At 41.7% G+C, this 20,006-nt stretch carries 19 protein-coding genes; 8 read left to right on the top strand and 11 right to left on the bottom strand.

The annotated features are described in order from the left end of the window. Positions 1–202 precede the first annotated feature (202 nt). The gene (gene envZ, locus ACSFVZ_RS16840) at positions 203–1,498 is read right to left on the bottom strand and encodes a two-component system sensor histidine kinase EnvZ (RefSeq protein WP_135922885.1); all 1,296 of its coding nucleotides are present in this window, start codon (positions 1,496–1,498) and stop codon (positions 203–205) included. 5 nt (positions 1,499–1,503) lie between these two features. Continuing rightward, positions 1,504–2,223 (bottom strand): osmolarity response regulator transcription factor OmpR, encoded by a 720-nt coding sequence (gene ompR / locus ACSFVZ_RS16845; RefSeq protein WP_063702407.1) that lies wholly within the window; start codon positions 2,221–2,223, stop codon positions 1,504–1,506. Between the two features lie 156 nt (positions 2,224–2,379). Between ompR and greB the strand changes: the two genes are divergently transcribed. From greB to ACSFVZ_RS16865, 4 genes are all read left to right on the top strand, one after another. Continuing rightward, positions 2,380–2,862, top strand: a complete 483-nt coding sequence (gene greB, locus ACSFVZ_RS16850; protein ID WP_435559273.1) for a transcription elongation factor GreB — start codon at positions 2,380–2,382, stop codon at positions 2,860–2,862. Positions 2,863–2,976: 114 nt separating this feature from the next. Then, on the top strand, positions 2,977–3,282 hold the full coding sequence (locus ACSFVZ_RS16855; RefSeq protein WP_435559274.1) for a hypothetical protein: 306 nt from the start codon (positions 2,977–2,979) through the stop codon (positions 3,280–3,282). A gap of 50 nt (positions 3,283–3,332) precedes the next feature. After that, the gene (locus ACSFVZ_RS16860; RefSeq protein WP_135922888.1) at positions 3,333–3,914 is read left to right on the top strand and encodes a CBS domain-containing protein; all 582 of its coding nucleotides are present in this window, start codon (positions 3,333–3,335) and stop codon (positions 3,912–3,914) included. A gap of 135 nt (positions 3,915–4,049) precedes the next feature. After that, positions 4,050–6,368 (top strand): Tex family protein, encoded by a 2,319-nt coding sequence (locus tag ACSFVZ_RS16865; protein ID WP_281547146.1) that lies wholly within the window; start codon positions 4,050–4,052, stop codon positions 6,366–6,368. Positions 6,369–6,441: 73 nt separating this feature from the next. Here ACSFVZ_RS16865 and ACSFVZ_RS16870 read toward each other — a convergent pair whose 3' ends face one another. From ACSFVZ_RS16870 to bioH, 3 genes are all read right to left on the bottom strand, one after another. Beyond that, on the bottom strand, positions 6,442–7,299 hold the full coding sequence (locus tag ACSFVZ_RS16870) for a putative metalloprotease CJM1_0395 family protein (RefSeq protein ID WP_435559275.1): 858 nt from the start codon (positions 7,297–7,299) through the stop codon (positions 6,442–6,444). Positions 7,300–7,304: 5 nt separating this feature from the next. Beyond that, positions 7,305–7,613 (bottom strand): hypothetical protein, encoded by a 309-nt coding sequence (locus ACSFVZ_RS16875; RefSeq protein ID WP_054554434.1) that lies wholly within the window; start codon positions 7,611–7,613, stop codon positions 7,305–7,307. 101 nt (positions 7,614–7,714) lie between these two features. Further along, positions 7,715–8,452, bottom strand: a complete 738-nt coding sequence (gene bioH, locus ACSFVZ_RS16880) for a pimeloyl-ACP methyl ester esterase BioH (protein WP_135922891.1) — start codon at positions 8,450–8,452, stop codon at positions 7,715–7,717. 58 nt (positions 8,453–8,510) lie between these two features. Between bioH and ACSFVZ_RS16885 the strand changes: the two genes are divergently transcribed. Further along, entirely contained in the window at positions 8,511–9,218 is a 708-nt protein-coding gene (locus ACSFVZ_RS16885) for a ComF family protein (RefSeq protein WP_281547149.1), read from the top strand. Between the two features lie 6 nt (positions 9,219–9,224). Here ACSFVZ_RS16885 and ACSFVZ_RS16890 read toward each other — a convergent pair whose 3' ends face one another. Continuing rightward, positions 9,225–11,774 (bottom strand): M14 metallopeptidase family protein, encoded by a 2,550-nt coding sequence (locus tag ACSFVZ_RS16890; protein WP_421967705.1) that lies wholly within the window; start codon positions 11,772–11,774, stop codon positions 9,225–9,227. A gap of 144 nt (positions 11,775–11,918) precedes the next feature. Between ACSFVZ_RS16890 and nfuA the strand changes: the two genes are divergently transcribed. Continuing rightward, complete coding sequence (nfuA, locus tag ACSFVZ_RS16895; RefSeq protein WP_063702428.1) at positions 11,919–12,494, top strand: Fe-S biogenesis protein NfuA; 576 nt, start codon at positions 11,919–11,921, stop codon at positions 12,492–12,494. A 14-nt stretch (positions 12,495–12,508) separates the two neighbouring features. Next, entirely contained in the window at positions 12,509–12,778 is a 270-nt protein-coding gene (locus ACSFVZ_RS16900) for a hypothetical protein (RefSeq protein WP_281547151.1), read from the top strand. A gap of 1 nt (position 12,779) precedes the next feature. Here the strand turns inward: ACSFVZ_RS16900 and dinF are convergent, their stop codons facing one another. Then, entirely contained in the window at positions 12,780–14,114 is a 1,335-nt protein-coding gene (gene dinF / locus ACSFVZ_RS16905) for an MATE family efflux transporter DinF (RefSeq protein WP_435559276.1), read from the bottom strand. On the opposite strand from dinF, the gene ACSFVZ_RS16910 reads away from it, so the two are divergent. After that, complete coding sequence (locus ACSFVZ_RS16910; protein ID WP_240704480.1) at positions 14,091–15,122, top strand: polysaccharide deacetylase family protein; 1,032 nt, start codon at positions 14,091–14,093, stop codon at positions 15,120–15,122. The two genes, dinF and ACSFVZ_RS16910, sit on opposite strands and share 24 nt — an antisense overlap. On the opposite strand, the gene ACSFVZ_RS16915 is transcribed toward ACSFVZ_RS16910, so the two are convergent. The 4 genes from ACSFVZ_RS16915 to ACSFVZ_RS16930 all read right to left on the bottom strand — a co-directional run bounded on the left by ACSFVZ_RS16915 (position 15,112) and on the right by ACSFVZ_RS16930 (position 19,983). After that, positions 15,112–16,143: a protein-glutamate methylesterase/protein-glutamine glutaminase gene (locus tag ACSFVZ_RS16915; RefSeq protein ID WP_135922896.1), complete on the bottom strand. Its 1,032-nt coding sequence runs from the start codon at positions 16,141–16,143 to the stop codon at positions 15,112–15,114. The two genes, ACSFVZ_RS16910 and ACSFVZ_RS16915, sit on opposite strands and share 11 nt — an antisense overlap. 8 nt (positions 16,144–16,151) lie before the next feature. Then, positions 16,152–16,769 (bottom strand): chemoreceptor glutamine deamidase CheD, encoded by a 618-nt coding sequence (cheD, locus tag ACSFVZ_RS16920; protein ID WP_135922897.1) that lies wholly within the window; start codon positions 16,767–16,769, stop codon positions 16,152–16,154. Beyond that, positions 16,766–17,584, bottom strand: coding sequence for a CheR family methyltransferase (locus tag ACSFVZ_RS16925; RefSeq protein ID WP_135922898.1), 819 nt, complete (start codon positions 17,582–17,584; stop codon positions 16,766–16,768). The genes cheD and ACSFVZ_RS16925 overlap by 4 nt, the downstream gene beginning before the upstream one ends. Positions 17,585–17,655: 71 nt before the next feature. Beyond that, the gene (locus ACSFVZ_RS16930) at positions 17,656–19,983 is read right to left on the bottom strand and encodes a methyl-accepting chemotaxis protein (protein WP_435559277.1); all 2,328 of its coding nucleotides are present in this window, start codon (positions 19,981–19,983) and stop codon (positions 17,656–17,658) included. Between the last annotated feature and the right edge of the window lie 23 nt (positions 19,984–20,006).

Consider the following 20,006-nt stretch of genomic DNA (forward strand, 5'->3'; position numbering starts at 1 on the left):
TTATTGATTGAAAAAGATCAGTTACCTGAATTTAAGTAGGGGCAACTGATCAAAATATATGTGAAAGAGTACTAGTTGCTAGTTGCTAGTTGCTAGTTGCTAGTTGCTAAACATTATTAAAAGCGCGGCATTTGATGTCGCGCTTTTTTATTAACAAAAAAGCAGCCATCTCGGGCTGCTTTAAACTTATAGCTTAAGGCTTTTAAAACGGTAAATAAATCTGTGCGCTGAGGCCACCTTCAGGGCGATTAAGTAGCTGTACTCGGCCGCCATGCATATCGACAATACGTTTAATTATCGCAAGACCTAAGCCACTGCCTTCACTACCACGTGCCGCATCACCTTGTTTGAACGGTTCAAATACGGTTTCAAGTTCGCTTTCAGGAATACCCGGGCCGTGATCATTCACCACCACCATGGCAAACTTTTTATTACTGCTCACGCGAGTTTCAACTTCAATATCACCGTCTGAATAGCGAATTGCATTTTCAATCATATTGGTTACAACACGTTTTATTGCCACCGTGCTTACTGGCACTTCGCCTAAGCTAGGGTTTTCTTTAAAGGTAATAGTGCGATGATGCTTTTGCTCAGCTTCAACGACTTCTGAAACAATCGCATTTAAGTCTTCAAGTTCGAGTTCTTCGCGTTTGTGATGGCGTAAATATTCAATGAATTGATCGATAATGGCGTTCATATCTTCAATATCATGAATGATCCCTTCACGCAGGTAATCTTCATCGTCCGACATCATTTCGGTCGCTAAACGAATCCGCGTAAGCGGGGTACGTAGGTCATGTGAAACACCTGCCATTAATAATCGGCGATCATTCTCAAGGGCAGCAATACCTCGCGACATTTGGTTAAACGCTCGGGTTACTTCAATCACTTCTGTAGAGCCCTGCTCTTCTAGTTTGGTAGAAAAGTCACCTACCCCTACTTTAACAGCGGCTTGTTGCAGTGCTTTTAAAGGTCTATTTAGATGACGGGCAAACAACCAACCACCGAGTACACTTAAAAAGCCAATACTCGATAAATAAAAGGTTAAGAACTTTAGGTTGTTTTCTTGCAATCCGGTGAGCGGCACACGTACCCAATAACCTGGCGCTTGCGGAGCTTCAACCCAATACACAAGCGGATCGGTTTGGCTAATACGTACCCGCGCAGAGCCATTAAGCTCTTTCGACATGCTGCGCGATAGCATAGAGTACTCGCGAGTTTCAGCCAACCCTTCACGCATAGCTTGGCGCTGCGTCATGACTTCAATGCCGGTGATCTCAAAAAACTTGTCAGAGGCTTCTTTGCTTACCTCCACTCCCTCTTCCCATTCAATAAACACGGTTTTCACCTGTTTTGAGAGAATAAGGTTTACTTGTTCTATCGTTGGTTTAACAACATAAAAACTGACTGTGATATAAGAGACTATTTGATTGATTAACAGCAGGGCCGCAACCAAAAATACCGTTTGTCCAAACGCACTACGTGGAAACATGCCCATTATTGTTATTTTTCACCATCTGGCACAAATACGTAGCCTAAGCCCCATACTGTTTGTATATAACGAGGATTAGCCGCATCAACTTCAATCATACGACGTAAGCGCGATACCTGAACATCGATACTGCGCTCAAGTGCACTGTAATCACGGCCACGTGCTAAGTTCATTAGCTTATCGCGACTAAGCGGTTCACGAGGATGTGTTACCAAGGCTTTCAATACAGCAAACTCCCCACTGGTTAACGACATTGTTTTGTCACCATGACTCATTTCGCGGGTCGCAAGGTTAAGAGTAAACTCACCAAAACTAATTTCGTTTTCTTCGGCAGCAGGGGCGCCTGGCACTTCTTTAGCACGACGACGTAAAATTGCTTTGATACGCGCGAGTAACTCACGTGGATTGAATGGTTTAGGAATATAATCATCTGCACCGAGCTCTAAACCAATGATGCGGTCTACTTCATCACCTTTTGCTGTGAGCATTACAATAGGAATGTCATTTTCTTTTTGACGTAAACGACGGCAAATTGAAAGACCATCTTCACCCGGTAACATTAAATCTAATACAATCAAGTGGAAGTTTTCGCGCTCTAGTAAGCGATCCATTTGCTCTGAATTTGCTGCTGTACGAACAATAAAACCTTGTTCTACAAGGTAACGCTCTAGCAAACTGCGTAAGCGCATATCATCATCAACAACCAATACTTTTGTCGTTTCGTGTCCCATAACTTTCATTCTTTTTGTAATATGTTACTTATTAATATAAATGAAAAAGTTAAGAATAAAAAACGAATTACGCGCTTAGATTGTTACTGAACATTTCAAAATCCTGCTCGACAAAGGGTATACTTTGCGGCTGGTTTTCTTTTTAGGCTGAATAAAATGGCAAAGACAAATTTAATAACCCGAGAAGGGTATCAGCAATTACAACAAGAACATGATTACTTATGGCATGAAAAGCGCCCAGAAATTACCAAAATTGTTACCTGGGCGGCAAGCCTAGGCGATCGTTCTGAAAACGCCGATTATCAGTTTAATAAACGTGTTTTACGACAGATCGACCGCCGTGTACGCTATCTTCGTAAACGTATGCCAGATCTTAAAATCATTGATTACAATCCACAGCAAGCGGGTAAAGTTTTCTTTGGTGCTTGGGTCGAAATTGAAAACGAACAAGGCGAGACAAAACGCTTTCGTATTGTTGGTCCTGATGAAATTTACGAGCGTAAAGACTACATATCTATCGATGCACCAATGGCTCGGGCACTGCTTGGCAAACAGGTCGATGATGACTTTACGGTAAACACGCCTGAAGGTACAAAAGAGTGGTTCATCAATGAGATAACCTATCCTGATGCAAAATAATTTTTCCCAGAAAATTCAGAAAGCGTTAATTAATGATTGTTTAGTCTAAAAATGTGATCTATAACTAAAGATACTCAAGATAAATCATTACTTGAGTTTTAGAAGGTAGTAATTATGTCAAACGCAATGCAACGCATAATAAGTAATGCAATTGTATTCGCACTTTTAATATGTGTGAGTTTGATATCTTATGCCAACGATATAGAAAGCCACTCAGACAGTGTTACACCAACCGCACATTTTATTGCGTGTGATAGTGCAGACCCTGCCAATCTAGATACCGACCTAGACAAACATACACCTGCGTACATCGCCAATGTAGCCCAACCACTGCCAGATGCACGTGTTGTGTTGTATGCTCAACCTTGTAACAAGGCGTCTGTTTATAGCGCACACCAGCGAGGGCCACCTGCTTTTTAATTAACTCAAATTTTTCTATTTCAGTTTTATTAAAATGTATGGTGAACAAAATGAATAAATTCAAAGAATTACGTCTACAAGATATCTCTAATGGCGCATTATCTAATGCAGTAAATGAAGTTGAGCCAACACTAGATCTCACTTCTTCTGCACTTAAAGTACTTAATAGCTTTACTAAAAAAGACCCGCTTCGTGCCCACTATGGCACATCTATCGTTGATGCGTTAAAACAAACAAATAGTTGCTGTTCAGATTTTATTTTAGTGATTGATGGCGAAGATAAACTGCTCGGGATCACCTCTAGCGCAGATTTACAAAGCTCAAAGATTATGATTCTTGCGCAGCGTTTAAACTTACACCGTGATGAATTAACACTACACGATGTAATGACACCACTTAGCAATTTAGCGGGAGTAAGCTTGCAGAGCATCAGCTATGCATGTATTGGAGATGCACTGCAAACTATGGAGCATCAAGGTATGATGTTCTTATTAGTGACTAGTGCAAACCATGAAATTTGCGGTTTGATTTCTGCGCGAGAAATCGCTAAGAAACTCCATATTCCGGTCAATATCAATCCAATAGCTAACAGCTTCAGTGAAGTCATGCAGCAGATTGACCACCCACACTAACGCCTAAAATCAGCGTTGTGTAAAACTATTTTTGCGGGCCTTAAAAGCAGTGCTTTTAAGGCCTTCTTATTGTGATATTATTCAGGCAATTAATCTTCAGTTTTACTGATTTTCTATTTCTAAAAAGGTTTATGCATGAGCAATATCTCTGCACGCTTAGCGACCGAGCTAAATGCCCAGCAAACACAAGTTGTTGCTGCAATCAAATTACTTGATGAAGGTGCCACAGTCCCTTTTATCGCCCGTTATCGTAAAGAAGTAACTGGTGGTCTAGACGACACACAATTACGTTTACTTGAACAACGTTTATCTTATTTACGCGAATTAGAAGAACGCCGCAGTTTTATTCTTGCCACCATTGAAGAACAAGGCAAATTAACAGCAGAGCTAAATGCTGATATTAATAACGCTGACAGTAAAACTGAGCTTGAAGATTTATATTTACCGTTCAAGCCTAAGCGTCGCACGAAAGGTCAAATTGCTATTGAAGCCGGCATTGAGCCGCTTGCCGATGCATTATTTAATGATCCAAACCTCGATCCAGAACAACTCGCAGCTGATTACATAAATGCTGATGCAGGCTTTGCTGATAGTAAGGCTGTACTTGATGGCGCTAAATTTATTCTGATGGAACGCTTTGCAGAAGATGCTAAGTTATTGGCTAAATTCCGCAGCCACATCTCACAGCATGGTCAAATAGAAAGCACAATAATAGCAGGCCAAGAAAATAATGGCGCTAAGTACCGCGACTACTTTGAGCATCAAGAGCCACTTAAGAAAGTACCATCACACCGTGCACTTGCTATGCTTCGTGCTCGCAATGAGGGGGTTTTACAACTCAGTATCAACCCTGAACCTAGCGCAGAAAACCCAGCCCAAGTGTGCGCACAGATGATTGCCGATCATTATCGCTTAGATGTAAGCAACTCTGCTGCAAGTAGCTGGCTGATGAGTGTGGTGCAATGGGCGTGGAAGATTAAATTAAGCCTTCACCTTGAGAATGAGTTTTTAGGCGCAATGCGTGAAAAAGCTGAAACTGGCGCAATTGACGTTTTTGCGAAAAACTTAAAAGATTTATTAATGGCTGCACCTGCAGGCCCGCGTACTACTCTAGGTCTTGATCCTGGTTTACGTACAGGTTGTAAAATTGCCGTTGTAGACAGCACAGGTAAGCTTTTAACCACGCAAACCATTTTCCCTCATGCACCCCAAAACCACTGGGAAAAATCATTACGTACCTTAGAGCAGTTATGTCGCCAGCACAAAGTTGAGCTAATCGCCATCGGTAATGGAACAGCTTCACGTGAATCAGATAAGTTAGTTGCTGAACTTATCAAAGCGAACAGTGAACTTAAACTAAATAAAATCATGGTCAGTGAAGCAGGTGCATCTGTTTATTCAGCGTCTGAATTTGCTGCCAACGAGTTCCCTAACCTTGATGTTTCACTGCGTGGTGCGGTGTCAATTGCGCGTCGCTTACAAGACCCTCTTGCTGAGCTGGTAAAAATTGAGCCTAAATCAATCGGTGTGGGCCAATACCAACACGACGTATCACAAAGCCAGCTAGGACAAACGCTAACATCAGTTGTAGAGGACTGTGTAAACTCAGTAGGTGTAGATTTAAATATGGCCTCGGTGCCACTACTTACTCGCGTATCGGGCTTAAATAAAACGTTAGCACAAAATATTGTTAGCTACCGTGATGCGAATGGTTCATTTAGCAAACGCTCTGAACTGAAAAAAGTAGAGCGTTTAGGGCCAAAAGCCTTTGAACAAGCGGCTGGTTTCTTACGTATCACTAATGGTACAGATCCTCTTGATAAGTCATCTGTTCACCCTGAAGCTTACCCGGTTGTTAAACGCATCTGCGAAAAGAACAACCTCGATGTAAATAGCTTAATTGGTAACTCTGATATCTTAAATAAACTGGTTGCTAACGACTACACAGACGAAAAGTTTGGTTTACCAACAGTTACCGATATTATTAAAGAGCTTGATAAACCGGGTCGTGACCCGCGTCCTGAGTTTAAAACAGCTGAATTTAAAGCCGGTGTTGAAACCATTAACGACCTAAAACCGGGTATGATCCTAGAAGGTGTAGTGTCGAATGTTGCGAACTTCGGTGCCTTTGTTGATGTGGGTGTTCACCAAGACGGTTTAGTGCATATTTCTGCTATTACCAACAAGTTCATCTCTGATCCACGCGAAGTAGTTAAAGCTGGCGATATTGTTAAAGTAAAAGTACTTGAAGTAGATGCAGCACGCAAACGTATCAGCTTTACTATGCGTTTAGACGATGATGTTGATACTAGTAATAAAGCAGCACCAGCTAGCAAACCTAAGCCAGCTGCGAAAGCGAAAAGTGCAGCACCTAAACAAAAACGTGATTTTGGTAATGCAGCAATGGGTAATGCCTTTGCTGATGCATTTGCCAATGCAAAAGTGAAAAAATAATACCCTATAGGTGTAAATCGATAATAAAAAACCGCGTGAGTTTTAACTTACGCGGTTTTTTAATTTAAGAAGCTTAAATAAAAGCAGAGAACTGGTTTTGATTAGTGGGCGAGGTAGCTGCTTGATAAAAATTAGCAATACGTGCGGCACGTTCATCTACTTCAACATCACGCTTTGCTGTTTTTGTTTCACTGCTTTGAGTTGCGCTATCTTCGGTATACTCACTGTTTATTTTGAAGGTCGATTTGCCTGAGTCAGCATCGCCATCAGCTGATTGGCTGGCAAGCTCAGCCTGCGCTGCCATAAGCTTTTGTGTGGCATCTGCAGCAATTGAGCGATCAGCACTTGAAGGCTCTTGTGGCGCAAGTGCCGCTGCACGCACCGTCTGCATTTTTTCGATTGTGGCTTGTGGGTCACCTTTTATTTCAGCAACATCAATTTGCACCTCACCGCCAACAGCATAGTTTGTACCATCGGGGCCACGTTGATACTCGTAGCTAGGAGAGCCCGCATACTGCCCCCCTACTGTGGCATGCGCTTGCTCATGAATACGCACTTCGGTATCACGCGCTTTTAATTCTTTTATTTGTTCAGCGTCTTGTTGCTCTTGCTCAGCAACCTTTTGCTCTTTTTTCTGTTCTTGTTTAGCGTCTTGTTCTGATTGCTCTGGATCGCCTTGTTCACTGCCTTGTTGACGCTCCTCAATCACTTTATCTTCAGATAAACGACCTTTGGCATCGTAAGTACCAGCCTCAGAACCCGGTTGCTTGGTTTTATCACCATCACTAAGCGTTTTATTTTCGGCATTACTTGGTTTAGTAGCAGCGGGTGGCGGGATTACTTCACGTAACTGATTATCACGGCGAGCACTTTCGGTGTGCACATTCGCCGTGTTGATATTAATCGAGGGAAACGGAGTAACGATATTCATAAGTGCTAAACTTTGATATCAATTAACGTACCCAGCACTTCATCAGCAGTTTGAATGGTGTTGATGTTTGCTTTTGCATTAAATTCTTCAACTTTCAAATTAACAAGCGACTCATCGATTGGGGCAGGTTGTGAAACTGGCGGAGTTACAGCTTCATTTGGAGTTGCCGCTTGTAATTGACGTTGTTGAGCTAGTTGGGCATCATCTTGCTGATCAATTGAGGCACGGCTAATCTCAGCGCTCGCCTTTTCGATACCTTGGCTTGCACGGTTATAACCTTCTACCGCATTATTAAAAACAGAACTGATTGGCATAACACCCTCCAACAGTGAGATTCACTTGTTAAGTATCGCTCATAAAACGAGCAAAATAAAGCTAAATCCCGCTATTTTTGTGGCCTACGGCCGAGTTTAAATTAACACATTGATTTCAGTGCTGTTATAAATGCTTTTTTATGGGAGATAAACGGGGCATGCGATGCTTTATCTAATACTTCATACTCAAACTCAGGCTGTAAAGCATGCATTTTTTCAATTGCTCGATAAGGAACCAGTGAATCTAAGCGACCAAAAATGCCACATACTGGCACACTTAGCTCAGCAAACAGTGAGCGTAAATCGTCATGCTGCAAAATTTCTAAACCTGCGCTTAAAGCCTGCTCTTGTGGTGCTGGATACTGATTTAATAAAGTTTTTAGTTGTTTAATATCGTCACGGGCCGATTCACTGCCCATCGCCTGGATTGCTAAAAATCGCTCAATGGTTTTTTCGCGGTGACTAACAAGTTGCTCTTTGAAGGTATTTAATACATTCGGTTTAATACCTGGCCAGTCATTCTGCTCGGCAAAGAAAGGCGTTGATGCAACAAGCACAACTTTAGCCACCTTTTCTGGCCAATGAGCTGCAATGTACAAAGCAAATAATCCACCTAATGACCATCCAACGAGTAATGACCCTTCATTCAATTGCTCACTAAGTTGCTCAGCAGCGGCATGCAAGGTGTAAGGGGCTGGGCAGTTTTGTGCATTACCAAATCCCGGTAAATCCAAGCAACGAACCTCACCATCATGGAAAAATTCCAGTTCAGGCATTATTACTTGCCACACGCCTTGGTTCATTCCCCAACCATGTAGTAACACCATATCATTTTGCATATTTCATCATTCCGGACCACACTTAGCGCTCATGATAGCGTTTAAAGGAATGAATGCAATGTCTCGTTTAACCCATGCTTTAAAACTAGGTTTAGACACGTTATTTCCAAACTTTTGTATTGGCTGTAACAGCCATATTAATCCTAACCATGCTTTATGTAGTTATTGTTTGCAAGATCTAAGCTTATTTGATTTAGAACGCCACCCAAACCTGTTACACAGGCCTGATGTCTGTGATGCTTTTCCTGACTGTCAGTTTGACCACTTAATTGCCTGCGCTTGGTACCAAGCGCCCTTAAATCAATGGTTAAAGCAGTTAAAATTTAATGACCAACAGTATTATAAGATTGCTCTACAACAAATCATTAGCCAGCAACTTGCAGTTGCTCGCAAAGTAAATATCCACTGGCCAGACGCTTTTATTATAATGCCATTACATAAACAGCGATTTTTAACCCGTGGCTTCAACCAAGTCAGTCAAACATGGTTGCCTGTACTCCAAACACAAAATGAGCCTATTATTTCGCCTCTTCAAAAGCTAAAAGCTACAAAAGCACAATCAAAGCTCAGTAAAACGAACAGAATTAAAAACTTAAAGGGTGCGTTTATTTGCCAGCAGGATTTGTCTGCAAAAACCGTGGCAATCATTGATGATGTGATGACCTCTGGCGCAACTTTAAATGCAGCGACTGAGGTCATTAAAGAAGCCGGAGCTAAACAGGTGTGGGCTATGCTTACCTGCTTAACTCCGTTAGGTGCACATTAAAGGTGATTAGTCAGCTGAGGCATAGAATGCGTTACCAAAAAATAATGCATTGCTCAGTAAGCGACTAGTGCCGTACCAGTAACCACGAAATACTGGGTTATCAGTCATACCAATGACACTCCCCTTACCGTATGAGTGTGCAATCAGTCCTGCTGCACCCGCTACTTGCTCCACGTTTACGTCATCAGTAAAGCCAGCTAAAAGCGGCTTGTCTGTGTAAGTAAGTACGTTAACAAAAGGTGCGTCTGATTTCTCAAGCAACCAAGTGCTATTCTTAAATACAGGTAATGTATTACGGTTCAGCGAATACGTCAGAGGGTGAGATAAGTCCACTGAGGTATTAAAAATTGCACCCGCAATACGCTGACGACCAGCGAGGTCATCTTTATCAGCATAGGTAAGCCCTGTTGTATCAAAGGCGCTGGCTACATCACGACGAGATAAGTAATTAGCTTTTAATAATTGTTGATCGGCTAGGAACTTAGCTCCGCCTTTGTGTCCCCAAATAACTCCGCCTTTACGAACCCACGACTTAATTGCCACTTTCGTTGCATCATCAAGACGATTGTAATTACCGTGCGCTAGAATGATATGGCTGTAGTTTTCAAGATCAATATCATCAAGACGTTGCATTTCAACAATGCTTGGCGCTGTGCCAACGAAACGGTCTAGGTAATACCATACCTCGCCAAGCTCATACTGGCTGCTCCCTTCACCACCGACTAATAGCACTTTCGGCGCTTTCACTACCGCCATTGAACGAGAGCCCAAGTCAGCACCTTTCACCGTTAAGCCTGAACTAATTGGTGTAATTTCAATGCCAAACTCGTTTTGTGCTTGGTTTAAATAGCTAACCCAGTTGCTATCTGTTTGCAGACCTGCAGGCACAAGGATACTTCCAGGCTCAAAAGCAATCTCACCCATAGGCGTTTTTGCTGTGAGTGGGCTTAATGCCACACGCGCTTTGACACCTTGTTCGAGTAAGCTATTAAGCATTTTTGGCGCTAAATAATCATCCCATTTGAATGCATAAGCATAGCTTTGTGGTAATGCTGCATAGCTTGATTTTACAGGCTGTTGCCAAGGCTCTTTAGCAACATTTAAGCCCCAATTGCTGCTTACCTTAGCAAACTCTAGATTGAAAGCATGCGCAAGAGTCCAGCCAGATACATCATAAAACGTGTTATCGACAAAACGCTGTTGCTCACTAAAAATCGCTTTAATTAAACGAAATTGCGGCTGTGCTAATGGCACATAGTAACTTTTTTCAGAAAAGCTTTGACCATTTACTTTTAACGGCTCTTCGAGCACATACGCATTAATTTGATGCTGCTTCAATAAATCAAGGAAGTACTGCATGCGACTCGTATCAGCACCACCTTTAACAACATAACCTTTGAAGTCTTCATCGCCAGCAAGATCTATCGCTTTGTTGTAAAATTTGGCTTGATAATCAAGTAAGTCAGTACGGTTATCAATCGCCGCTTGGAACGTCGACAAGCTAGTTAATAACTGATTTTTAATCGTAAACGGAAAACTTAACGGGCCGTTGATGGTTTCTTGTAAGTGACCACGTGAGCTTGCTTGTTCAAATAAAATACCTACACCGCCATTTACGTCTGGGTAAGTTGAGCCTTTACCATAGTAAAAGTCATCAAAGCTTTCTTCAGTGAAGTAAAGCGCATTATGCTCATCAAGTGTCTTTGCATGATAATTTGCAATTGCTTTAGTCAGCGTAACGTTTTCTTCAGGCGTGATTGGGTGTTTACGAGTTGGGATCCCTGGCTGAAAAAAATACGTGCTATTCGGGCCCATTTCGTGGAAGTCAGTCAGAATATTTGGCTTCCACTGGTGAAACTGTGCGATACGTGCACGTGATTCAGGGTGTTGCAGCAATAACCAATCACGGTTTAAGTCAAACAAGTAATGGTTAGTACGGCTACTCGGCCAACTTTCGATATGCTCGCGAGTTTGTGGATCTGATGACAACTTCATACCACGGTTGCTGTTTGCCCAATTTGCAAAACGCGCTAAGCCATCAGGGTTTAATGATGGGTCGAGCAAAATAACCGTGTTATTCAGTAAGGTGTCAATTTCTGGCCCTTGTGCAGCGGCCAAATAATAGGCAACCAATAGCGATGCATTGCTACCTGATGATTCATTGCCATGTACGCTGTAACCCATCCAAACAACCGCCGGCTGTTTGCTTGAGTTAGTAGCCCCACCATTTAAACGCGCTAAATGAGCTTTACGAATAGATTCAACTTGGCCTAGCTTGTCTGGTGCAGTAATCGTTAACATCACCAGCGGGCGTTGCTCATGAGTGCGACCAATTACTTTAAAGTTCATTCGGTCACTTTTTTCGGCCAGAATTTGCATATATTGCACAAGCTGATCATGTCGCACATGCCACTCACCCACCTCATAACCTAGTACCTGCTCAGGGGTAGGAATATTTGGGTCAAATTTCACATCTTGTTCAAAGTAATAAGAAAGAGGTTTTGCTAATGCGCTAACGCTCACTAGCATAGTTAATATTGTTATTATAAAACGCATAGATAGCACCCATAATTATTTGATGTTTTAACGCTACCATTCGATAAAATAGATGCAACTTTTTACGCTCAACACTGGCGACAACACGATGAGCGGAGTATGATAGGCAGTATCCGAGTAATTTAGTCAAGTATAGTCCGTTTTATGATCTCTATTTCTGAATCTGCACAATCTCATTTTGCTAAACTTTTAGCAGACCAAGCTGAACAAACTAACATTCGTGTTTTTGTTGTAAATCCAGGTACTTCGCAGGCTGAGTGTGGTGTTTCTTACTGCCCTGAAGACGCCGTTGAAGCGACTGATATTCGTCTACCATTTAATGGTTTTGATGCCATTGTTGATGCTGAAAGTGCCCCTTTCTTGGAAGAAGCTGAAATCGATTTTGTAACTGACAAAATGGGTACTCAGTTAACACTTAAAGCACCAAATGCAAAAGCACGTAAACTTAGCGATGATGCGTCATTACAAGAGCGTGTACAACACATGCTTGAAACTGAAGTGAACCCACAGCTCGCTAACCACGGCGGCCAAGTTAGCCTAGTAGAAATTACTGCTGACGGCATTGCAGTACTGCAATTTGGCGGTGGCTGTAACGGTTGTTCAATGATTGATGTCACACTAAAAGAAGGCATCGAAAAAGAAATGATTGCCAAGTTTGATGAAATCAATGGTGTAAGAGACATCACTGATCACCAATCTGGTGAGCATTCTTACTACTAACCGGTCTCTAAAGCATGCTTAAAAAGTGGGTATTTCGCTTAGGTAGCGACCCCAAGTTAAGCTTAAAACGCTTTCTTCGCGGCCTAGCACTCTTTGTGCTAGCCGTGATTTTTATTGCCATAGGCTACTATGGACCCGCATTTTTTCAATTAATCGGCTTAGTCGTATTAGCAATAGCTTTATTCTTTGCTGGTTGGGGTTACCTAGGCATTTTTGCCAACCGGTTTGCGCAAGTTTTAGAGCGCTCATCCCCAAAAGATCATGACCCCGATTTGTGGAAATAATTTACTCTAATAATTGCTGGTTGTTGACAATTTTACGGTAGCGAAACCACAGCGTTAATCCGCGCATTAGCATGAAGCTGGTCATCGCAAACCATAAACCATGATTTTGCCAGCTACTCACTAACCAAAACAGCCCGAAAAAGCCCACTACAGCACTAAATAGCATAGTGTTACGCATGTCTTTGGCACGGGTTAACCCCACAAATACGCCATCAAATAAGAAACACCCCATCGCCGCAATAGGCAATATAATTACCCAAGGCAAGTAATCGGTTGCCATTTCAATAACTTCTGGAACATCGGTAAGTAAGCGAATAATTGCCTCGCCAAATAATAAAAATATAAGGCTATAAAACAGTGCAAATAACCCGCCCCAAAACAAGCTCAAATTAACCCATAACTTAATCTGCTTAGCGCTGTGCTCACCTTTAGCCTTGCCGACCTTTGCCTCACTTGCATAAGCAATACCATCAAGCGCAAAGCTCACCAACATTAAAAAGTTTAGCAACACGGCATTAGCCGCTAAGGTTGTTTCGCCGATACGTGCGCCATAAAAAGTCATAAAACTAAAACATAATTGCAGTGCTAGTGAGCGAATAAAAATATCACGATTTAAGCTCACTAAATCAAGTAACTTAGCAACACTTAACCAGTCTTTCACAGCAAGGTTAACACCTTGTTTTTTAGCTAGTTGTGCAACTAACATAAGTGCAAAAGCAAGCGCAATATAATCAGCAATTAAAGATGCCCACGCAGCTCCTGCAACGCCCCAATCAAGAAACACTACAAAATAAATATCAAGCACGATATTGGTTATGTTAGTAATAAGTAATAAATAAAATGGCCCCCGGCCATAATGCACTCCTAACATCCAACCAAGCAACACCAAGTTACATAAGGCGGCAGGTGCACTAAAAATACGAATCGAAAAATAGCTATTTGCTTGTTCTAAAACAGCTTCATTGGCATTTGATAAATATGCCATTAAGGATTGAATAGGTATACTCAGCGCTATTAATAGCAGCGCAACCGCTGTTGCTAGTAGCAAGCTGCGCTTTAATAGCTCAGCAAGTAAGCTGTGATCGTGTTTTCCATAGGCCTGTGCAACCAAACCTGTGGTACTCATGCGTAAAAAGCCTGCTAGCCAAAATAATAACGAGATAACTGCTGAACCGAGTGCTATACCTGCCAAATAGTGAGCGCTTCCTAGATGACCGATTACAGCAGTATCAACTAAACCTAACATTGGCACGGTAATATTTGATAAAATCATCGGACCGGCTAATAACAGTAAACTTTTATGGTGTGCCTTATGACGTTTAAGAAAATGTTTCATGTAGTATTTGCAGTCCTGTTAGGTTTATCTTTGCGTGCCCATGGCGCAGTCATTCTACAGTATCATCACGTCAGTGAAAGCCTTCCTGCGGTAACCAGTGTCAGCAGCGAAACATTCACTGAACACATGCAATATTTAAAAGACAATAACTTCAAAGTTATTCCATTAAATGACCTCATCACCTCGTTACAAGCGGGACACCCTTTAACAGATAAAACTGTCGCGATTACCTTCGATGATGGCTATAAAAACAATTACGAAGAAGCTGCTCCTATCTTAGAAAAGTTTGGCTATCCGTATACTATTTTCGTAAACCCTGAACTTATTGATGAAGGCAAAAGCTATGTGATGACCTGGCAACAGCTAAAAGAGCTATCAAGTAAAGGCGCCTTAATTAGCAACCACACGCAAACTCATAATTACTTGCATCGCAAACAGCCAGACGAAACTGAGCAAGCATGGCTTGCGCGTACTAAGAACGACATTCTATCTGCCCAGCAGCGCATAAAAGAAGAAATTGGTCATGATTATAAATACCTTGCTTACCCTTATGGCGAGTTTAATAATTCATTACAGCAGTTAGTTAAATCACTCGGGTTTGTTGGTATAGGTCAGCATTCGGGTGCTGTAGGGATCCATTCTGACTTTACTCGATTACCACGTTTTCCGGCATCAGGCTTTTATTCAAAGCTTGATACGCTTGCCACTAAACTCGACTCACAAGCATTCACTATCAAACAGCTTACCTACTCAGATAGTGTGACAGACGAAAACCCACCTAGTTTAACGATGCAATTTGATATGCAAGATTTTCATAAAAGTCAGTTTGCTTGTTATGTTTCAGGTATTGGCCAAGCAGATTTAGCTTGGCTTAGCAAAGATACGGTGAAGATCACCTCACCTGAAAAACTGAAAAAAGGTCGCTCTCGCTTTAACTGCACAGCCCCTTCAATCGCGAAAAAAGGCAGCTATTATTGGTTCTCACAACCTTGGGTTATCACGCAGTAATAGCCTGTTTCAGCATTTGTGCCGTCACTTTATCAAGGCGCACAACTTCATGAGCCGCATTGAGCTCCACTGCGGCTTTTGGCATTCCCCACACCACTGACGACAATTCATCTTGTGCAATTGTATAAGCACCCGCTTGTTTTAACGCCAGTAAGCCTTGAGCGCCATCACTTCCCATACCGGTTAGCAATGCTGCAACAGTTACTTTAGGGCAAGCTATAACAAGTGAATTAAACAACACATCGACAGCTGGACGATGGCGATTTACCAGCTCATTAGCATCGAGTTGGCAATATAGAGCGCTGCCTTTTTTAACAACACTTAAATGCTGATCGCCCGGTGCAATATAAGCCCAACCCGGCTTTAATTTATCACCCTGTTCAGCTTCTTTGACGTTAATTTTACACGTTCGATCCATACGCATCGCAAATGAGGTACTAAATACCGGCGGAATATGCTGAGTGATCACTATAGGTGGGCAATTTTCTGGCATACGAACCAACACTTCTTTAATTGCTTCGGTTCCCCCTGTTGAAGCGCCAATTGCCAAAACAGCATTCTGTTTAAACTGCAAAGAAGTTAAAGATTTATCATCTTCCACCTTTTGCGCTTTAAAGGTACGTACTCTGGCAGAAGCCGCTGTGCGTACTTTTTGTTGTAATAAGTGAGCGTAGCGTTGAATATTTTCTGATACATTTGCAGTTGGTTTTGCAATAAAGTCGACCGCACCAATCTCTAGTGCTTCAAGTGTAATTGGCGAGCCTTTTTGAGTTAGGGTAGAGATCATCACAACAGGCATAGGACGTAGGCGCATTAAGTTTTTTAAAAAACTCAACCCATCCATTTTTGGCATTTCTATATCAAGTGTTAATACATCAGGATTTAGCCGTTTAATAGAATCTCGTGCCTGATAAGGATCTTCTGCAACACCAACAACCTGAATATCATCGGCTTGTTCCAGTACTTCCTTGAGCAAACCACGGATCAAAGCAGAATCATCAACAATGAGTACTTTGATCATATGCGCTCCTAAAATAATTCAATATTCGTTTCAGCATCTTGATGCTCAATATCGTGTAAGTATTTAATTTCACGTTTTTCAAGCTTATCAGAATGTAATTCACGCATTTTTTTCACCTGCGCTGAACCTGTTTGTGGATTAAATAATACTTTTCGAGGCCAAGGGCCACCCACATCATGAGATACTAAATCTAATCCTTCCTCAAGTATATAGGCATTTGCAAAACGAATATTGCCTACTCCTATGTCTGTCATTGAGCGAATAATTTTACCGCCACCGAACAGTTTGACTTTTAAATTACGTTTTGAAGCACCATTTTTCAAGATTTCATTGATCAGATACTCCATTGCCCAGTTACCATAGCGACAATTTAAGCTATGTGCATTCGCTGGGTCGACCCCTTTTTCCATTGGCAACATAAAGTGATTCATGCCACCTATGCCGAGTCCTTCATCATAAATACATGCGGCAATACATGAACCAAGCACCGTGGTAATCAGTTCATCTGTTTTTGATACATAAAACTCGCCAGGCAAAACCTTTGCGACCACTTTTTGTCTCTGGTTATCCCAAAATCGTTTAACATGCTCGAAACCAGGTAACACAGGTTTAAAATGATTGCTCATAGACCACCTTTTAGATAAATCGTCTGGCCTAAATTCTTAAACTCTTTGTGATCCTTACCCAGTGTTTCCGAATGCCCCAGGAATAAATGGCCTGAGTCGGTCAGTAGGTCATAATAACGCTTGAACAGCGTATCTTTTGTTGGTTTATCAAAATAGATAACCACGTTTCGGCAAAAAATAACATCAAATGGTCCCTTCATTGGCCAACCTTGAAGTAAATTTAACCTTTTGAAAAATATGTTTTTTTGTAGCTCTGGCTTAACTTTGTATAACTGCCCATCATGACTTTTTAAAAACCAGCGCTTTAGTTGAGCTTTCTCTAAACCATTAACATTCGACGCTGTGTATGTTCCCGCTTGAGCTTTGGCTAATACGTTCGAGTCAAGATCAGTGGCTAGTATTTTCACATCCCAATCAGAAGGAAACAAACCACTTAATGTCATTGCAATAGTGTATGGCTCTTCCCCCGTTGAACACCCAGCAGACCAAACACGTACACGTTTATGCTTAGCATTACTCACAAGTAGTTTTGGAACAATGGTGTTTTTTAAATAGTTAAAGTGGTGGGGCTCACGAAAAAAAGACGTTAGATTAGTGGTTATCGCATTAATAAACTCGCTAAACTCTCGTTCTTTATTTTCTTCAAGAAAGTCTAAATATTCTTTAAAGCTTTTTAGTTTATGATGTCGGATTCGTCTGGCTAAGCGCGAGTAAACCATCTCGCGCTTATGCTCGGCCAAAACAATGCCACAAGCATCATAAACTTGCGACGAAATAGCTTTAAAGTCACTATCTGTTAATAAAAACTCTTTCATGTTTTTGACCCTGCAGCCTAGACATTAGATACACTACATAACCTAATTTTTTCTGTTAATAGGGAAGAGTATTAGAACTCTTCCCACTCATCGCTAGGGTCAACAAAGTTATTGCCTTTCGGTGCTGGACGTACAGGCGAGTTCGATTGCTTAACCGCAGGTGCTGCACTTACTCGACTCGAGACATCTACCTCTTCTTTCGATAACGAGAAGAAGTTTAATAAGCGTCGCATGTCATTTGCTTGTTCTGCCATTGATTCCCCTGCCGCAGATGCTTGCTCAACTAAGGCAGCATTTTGCTGAGTCATCTCGTCCATTTGTGTAATTGCTTTATTAACTTGCTCAATGCCAGAGCTTTGCTCTTCTGATGCTTGAGCAATATCAGAAATCATCGCAGTCACTCGTTGCACCGCTGTGACAATTTCTTGTAATGTTGAACCTGACTCATTAACGAGTAATGTACCGTCTTCAACTTTTCCAACACTGTCTCGGATCAATTCTTTAATTTCTTTTGCAGCCGCTGCAGAGCGCTGCGCTAGATTACGAACTTCACCTGCAACAACTGCGAAGCCTCGACCTTGCTCACCTGCACGTGCAGCTTCAACAGCAGCATTCAATGCGAGTAAATTTGTTTGGAAAGCGATTTCATCAATAACACTAATGATATCTGCAATTTTCTTACTTGATTCGTTAATTGCAGACATACTCACTACAGCACGGTTTACAACTTCACCGCCTTTTTGTGCTTTCGTGCGTGTTTCTTCTGCCAGCTCGTTCACTTCTTTTGCGTTATCCGCATTTTGGCGAACCGTACTGGTCATCTCTTCCATACTAGATGCTGTTTCTTCAAGTGATGAAGCTTGCTCTTCAGTTCGTTGACTTAAATCAGCATTACCTTGTGAGATTTCTTCTGCGCCACTTGCAACCAGAGTTGCTGAGGTATTAATGCGATTAATCACTTCAGTAAGCTTATCAGCCGTGGCATTTGCATCACGTTTTAGCTTCTCAAATGAACCTTGGTAGTCTTGCTCAATACGTTTTGATAAGTCACCATTCGCCATGGCATCCAGCATATTGCCTGTATCTTTAACTGCATCATCAACAATGCTTACAAGGCTATTTAAACCTTGCGCTAACCGTAAGAAGAAGCCTTGTTTACCCGTCTCTTCAACACGGGCTTCTAAGTCACCTTTACCTGCAGCAGAAACAAGACCCGCAATCTCTTTTTCAATCGCGACTTCAGCCGTTCTATCTTCCCACTCAACAACAGTACCAATACGCTCATTTTCAGGAGTGAAAATAGGGTTCGCAACCAAACCAAAAGTGCGACCACCGACTTGAATTTCCGTACTGTAAGTACTGCTTAATTTAGCTAGCATGTTGCGTTGATGTGCCGGATTTTTGTGAAATACATCAATATTTTGACCAATCAAATTATTGCTGTTGAAATTCGGCAAGTCTTTCCGTAAATCACTTTCTGCGATTTTCATCATATTAAGAACGGCCTCGTTCATATAAATGATGTTATTCCCAGAGTCTGCAATCATAGTGTTAGTAGCTACACGGTCAAGTGCACGACGTACGCGCAAATTCTCTTCCGCTTCACGTTTTTCAGCTTCGGCTTTATTCACTCGATCAGTGATATCTTGCCATTCAACAATTGTTCCCAAACGCTTACCTGATGCACTTAACCAAGGCGTTGCAATCAGGCTAAAAATAAGACCAGCCAAACGTAACGTTGTTTTATAAGGTTCTTTTAATGATTTCAATAACTCACGTTGATGGCTTGGCTGTTTATGAAAATCGTCAACACATGTACCGATTAAGTTAGCCACTGAAAAGCTTGGCAGCACTGTCTGTAAGGTCGACTCGCGTGCTTGTAGCATTTGTTTTACTTGCTCATTCACGAATATAATTTTCAGATCGTTATCGGCAATCATCACATTCGCTTGGCATACTCGTAATGCATTAGACAGATCAGCATCACGTTTCGATTGTTTTTCTAACTCTTTCTGTGCGGAGATATCGGTTGCAAATTTGATGACTTTGATGACATTGCCGTTACCATCAATAATCGGGTTATATGTGGCTTGAATCCAGATTTCTTTGCCACCTTTACCAAAACGTTTGAATTCGTCAGAAATAAATTCACCGTTTCGTAAGCGCTGCCAAAACTGCTGGTACTCAGGGCTTTTTGATTCATCATCAGCGACAAATATAGCATGATGTTGTCCCTGAATTTCTTCAAGTCGATAGCCCATTACGCTTAAAAAATTAGCATTGGCTGTGATAATCGATCCTGTCGGCTGAAATTCAATTACTGCAAGCGACTTGTTTAGTGCCGTAACAATTAAATCATTGTTCGACTCAACATTTTTAGGACTGCTAAACCAACCCATACCCTTCACCTTCTTGTTAATCT

This window comes from Pseudoalteromonas nanhaiensis (genome assembly GCF_051235485.1).
Classification (GTDB): Bacteria; Pseudomonadota; Gammaproteobacteria; order Enterobacterales; family Alteromonadaceae; genus Pseudoalteromonas; species Pseudoalteromonas lipolytica_C.

Excerpts from the sequence above, each read along its gene's own strand:
- envZ (WP_135922885.1), bottom strand. The coding sequence starts at position 1,498 with ATGGGCATGTTTCCACGTAGTGCGTTTGGACAAACGGTATTTTTGGTT.
- ompR (WP_063702407.1), bottom strand. The coding sequence starts at position 2,223 with ATGGGACACGAAACGACAAAAGTATTGGTTGTTGATGATGATATGCGC.
- greB (WP_435559273.1), top strand. The coding sequence starts at position 2,380 with ATGGCAAAGACAAATTTAATAACCCGAGAAGGGTATCAGCAATTACAA.
- ACSFVZ_RS16855 (WP_435559274.1), top strand. The coding sequence starts at position 2,977 with ATGTCAAACGCAATGCAACGCATAATAAGTAATGCAATTGTATTCGCA.
- ACSFVZ_RS16860 (WP_135922888.1), top strand. The coding sequence starts at position 3,333 with ATGAATAAATTCAAAGAATTACGTCTACAAGATATCTCTAATGGCGCA.
- ACSFVZ_RS16865 (WP_281547146.1), top strand. The coding sequence starts at position 4,050 with ATGAGCAATATCTCTGCACGCTTAGCGACCGAGCTAAATGCCCAGCAA.
- ACSFVZ_RS16870 (WP_435559275.1), bottom strand. The coding sequence starts at position 7,299 with ATGAATATCGTTACTCCGTTTCCCTCGATTAATATCAACACGGCGAAT.
- ACSFVZ_RS16875 (WP_054554434.1), bottom strand. The coding sequence starts at position 7,613 with ATGCCAATCAGTTCTGTTTTTAATAATGCGGTAGAAGGTTATAACCGT.
- bioH (WP_135922891.1), bottom strand. The coding sequence starts at position 8,452 with ATGCAAAATGATATGGTGTTACTACATGGTTGGGGAATGAACCAAGGC.
- ACSFVZ_RS16885 (WP_281547149.1), top strand. The coding sequence starts at position 8,511 with ATGTCTCGTTTAACCCATGCTTTAAAACTAGGTTTAGACACGTTATTT.
- ACSFVZ_RS16890 (WP_421967705.1), bottom strand. The coding sequence starts at position 11,774 with ATGCGTTTTATAATAACAATATTAACTATGCTAGTGAGCGTTAGCGCA.
- nfuA (WP_063702428.1), top strand. The coding sequence starts at position 11,919 with ATGATCTCTATTTCTGAATCTGCACAATCTCATTTTGCTAAACTTTTA.
- ACSFVZ_RS16900 (WP_281547151.1), top strand. The coding sequence starts at position 12,509 with ATGCTTAAAAAGTGGGTATTTCGCTTAGGTAGCGACCCCAAGTTAAGC.
- ACSFVZ_RS16910 (WP_240704480.1), top strand. The coding sequence starts at position 14,091 with ATGACGTTTAAGAAAATGTTTCATGTAGTATTTGCAGTCCTGTTAGGT.
- dinF (WP_435559276.1), bottom strand. The coding sequence starts at position 14,114 with ATGAAACATTTTCTTAAACGTCATAAGGCACACCATAAAAGTTTACTG.
- ACSFVZ_RS16915 (WP_135922896.1), bottom strand. The coding sequence starts at position 16,143 with ATGATCAAAGTACTCATTGTTGATGATTCTGCTTTGATCCGTGGTTTG.
- cheD (WP_135922897.1), bottom strand. The coding sequence starts at position 16,769 with ATGAGCAATCATTTTAAACCTGTGTTACCTGGTTTCGAGCATGTTAAA.
- ACSFVZ_RS16925 (WP_135922898.1), bottom strand. The coding sequence starts at position 17,584 with ATGAAAGAGTTTTTATTAACAGATAGTGACTTTAAAGCTATTTCGTCG.
- ACSFVZ_RS16930 (WP_435559277.1), bottom strand. The coding sequence starts at position 19,983 with ATGGGTTGGTTTAGCAGTCCTAAAAATGTTGAGTCGAACAATGATTTA.